The 2780-nt window shown below is 44.9% G+C and carries 1 protein-coding gene and 1 pseudogene; both read right to left on the bottom strand.

Annotated elements, in window-relative coordinates:
• Positions 1-10: 10 nt before the first annotated feature.
• Positions 11-1093, bottom strand: coding sequence for a 3-phosphoserine/phosphohydroxythreonine transaminase (gene serC / locus AC075L_RS02990; protein WP_062807761.1), 1083 nt, complete (start codon positions 1091-1093; stop codon positions 11-13).
• A pseudogene (gene ilvB / locus AC075L_RS02985) lies at positions 1077-2769 on the bottom strand (biosynthetic-type acetolactate synthase large subunit). The gene serC and the pseudogene ilvB overlap by 17 nt, the downstream one beginning before the upstream one ends.
• Positions 2770-2780 lie beyond the last annotated feature (11 nt).

Below are 2780 nucleotides of genomic sequence, written 5' to 3'. Positions count from 1 at the left end.
TACTGAAACATTACGCATTCTCCTCCTCAAATTTCTTCATGAAAGCAACCAGTGCTTCTACGCCTTCTTTTGGCATAGCATTGTAGATACTTGCACGCATACCGCCCACTGTACGGTGTCCCTTTAAGTTTACAAGTCCTGCCTCTTTTGCTTCTTTTACAAATTTGGCATCCATGTCCTTGTCACCTGTTACGAATGGTACATTCATAAGAGAACGGTCTTTTGCTACGACTGTTCCTTTGAAGAGTTTGCTCTGATCCAGATAATCATAGAGGATCTTTGCTTTCTCTTCGTTGCGTCTCTTCATTTCTTCCAGACCACCCATTTTCTTCAGCCATTTGAAGACTTTACCGCATACATAGATGCAGTAGCAGTTCGGTGTGTTGTAAAGAGAACCGGCATCAGCCTGTGTTTTAAATTTCAGCATAGTTGGGGTGCCTTCCAGAACATCGTCTGTAATCAGGTCTTCTCTGATAATAGAGATTACCATACCCGCAGGTCCAATGTTCTTCTGAACACCGCCGTAGATGATTCCATATTTGGATACATCAACCGGCTCAGATAAGAAACAGGAAGAAACATCTGCTACCAGAGTTTTTCCCTTTGTGTTCGGGAGTTCTTTGAATTTCGTTCCGTAAATTGTGTTGTTTTCACAAATGTATACATAGTCTGCATCCGGGCTGATCGGCAGGTCACTGCAGTCAGGAATGTAAGAGAATGTCTTATCCTCGGAAGAAGCGATCTTGTTTGCTTTTCCATATTTCTGTGCTTCCTGATATGCTTTCTTTGCCCACTGACCTGTAACAATGTAATCAGCAACTTTATTCTTCATGAGGTTCATAGGAATTGCAGCAAACTGCTGGGAAGCTCCGCCCTGAAGGAATAATACCTTGTAGTTATCCGGAATCTTCATCAGGTCGCGCAGATCCTGCTCTGCTTCGTCAATGATTTTCTGGAAATCAGCGCTTCTGTGGCTCATTTCCATTACAGACATACCAGTTCCCTGATAGTCCATCATCTCCTCTGCAACTTCTTTTAATACCTCTTCCGGCAATACAGCCGGTCCTGCGGAAAAATTATACACTCTGCTCATTGTTTTTCATGTCCTCCTCGTCAAAAATGTCATCAATGCTTGCGCCTGCCGGTACCATCGGGAATACGCTGAGATCCTGATCGATCATACAGTCAAGTACGATTGGTCCCGGACATGCAAGTGCTTCTTTCAAAGCAGGTTCCACTTCATCCATGGTAGTGATACGGATTGCCTTCGCACCCATAGCCTCTGCCAGTTTTACAAAATCAACGGAATCATTTAAAATTGTATGGGAATATCTGTGGTCGTAGAACAATGTCTGCCACTGACGCACCATTCCAAGTACATGGTTATTAAGTACGATTTCAATCAATGGTTTGCCGCAACGGACTGCTGTGGCGATCTCATTCATATTCATACGGAAGCATCCGTCACCTGCGATATTTACTACCGTCTTGTCCGGTCTTCCCATCTTCGCACCGATTGCCGCTCCAAGTCCATACCCCATCGTTCCTAATCCACCGGATGAAAGGAATGTTCTTGGTTCTTTATATTTGAAATACTGAGCTGCCCACATCTGGTTCTGGCCTACTTCTGTGGTGATGATCGCGTCACCTTTTGTCAGCTCGTAAAGTTTCTCGATAATGTATGGACCTGTCAGCTGGGAATGATCATACCTTAGCGGATATTTCTCTTTCAATTCGCTGATATGTGCTGTCCACTCCGGATGTTTCATCTCCGGGAGTTCTTTCAGGATTCGTTTCAGAACTTCTTTCTCATCTCCTACGATACTTGCATCTACGATAATGTTCTTATTAATCTCCGCAGCATCTACATCGATCTGGAGAATCTTTGCATTCTTAGCGAAAGTCTTTGTATTTCCTGTGACACGGTCGCTGAATCTGGCTCCCAGAACGATCAGAAGGTCACACTCGGAAACGCCGAGGTTTGATGCTTTTGTTCCATGCATTCCAAGCATTCCTGTATAGAAAGGATCTTCGCCGGAAAATCCACCTTTGCCCATAAGGCTGTCACATACCGGAGCATCGATTTTGTGAGCAAGTTCTGTCACTTCTTTGGATGCTTCGGAGATAATTGTTCCGCCGCCTGTGAAGATGAACGGTTTCTTTGCATCTTTAATCATCTGGACTGCCGTTTCGATGTCCTTATCTTTGATTGTATCTACTTTTGGTGTAATGGCTGCCGGAGTGCAGGCATTGTATTCATATTTCGCGCCTGTCACATCCTTTGTCACATCTACAAGTACAGGTCCCGGGCGTCCGCTCTTTGCAATATAGAACGCTCTGCGTACAGTGTCTGCCAGAGTAGTAATGTCTTTTACGATAAAGCTGTGCTTTGTGATCGGCATTACGATTCCTGTAATATCAACCTCCTGGAAAGAATCCTTTCCGAGAAGCGGTGTTCCTACATTACATGTGATTGCCACCATTGGTACGGAATCTGATGTATGCAGTAGCGATTCCTGTTACCAGATTGGTAGCTCCGGGACCGGAGGTTGCGAGACATACACCGACTTTGCCGGTAGCTCTTGCATATCCGTCTGCCGCATGGGAAGCTCCCTGCTCATGGGAAGTCAGTACATGTGTGATCTGGTCTTTATATTCATAGAGGGCGTCATATACATTCAGGATGGCACCGCCCGGATATCCGAATACAGTGTCAACGCCCTGTTCTTTTAAACATTCAACGATGATTTCAGCACCTGTAAGCTGCATCTTTACGTATC

The organism is Blautia sp. ZXY-1-B12 (genome assembly GCF_056339915.1).
Note: the sequence above shows the minus strand (reverse complement) of the source record. Positions and strands in the feature narration are given on the sequence as shown.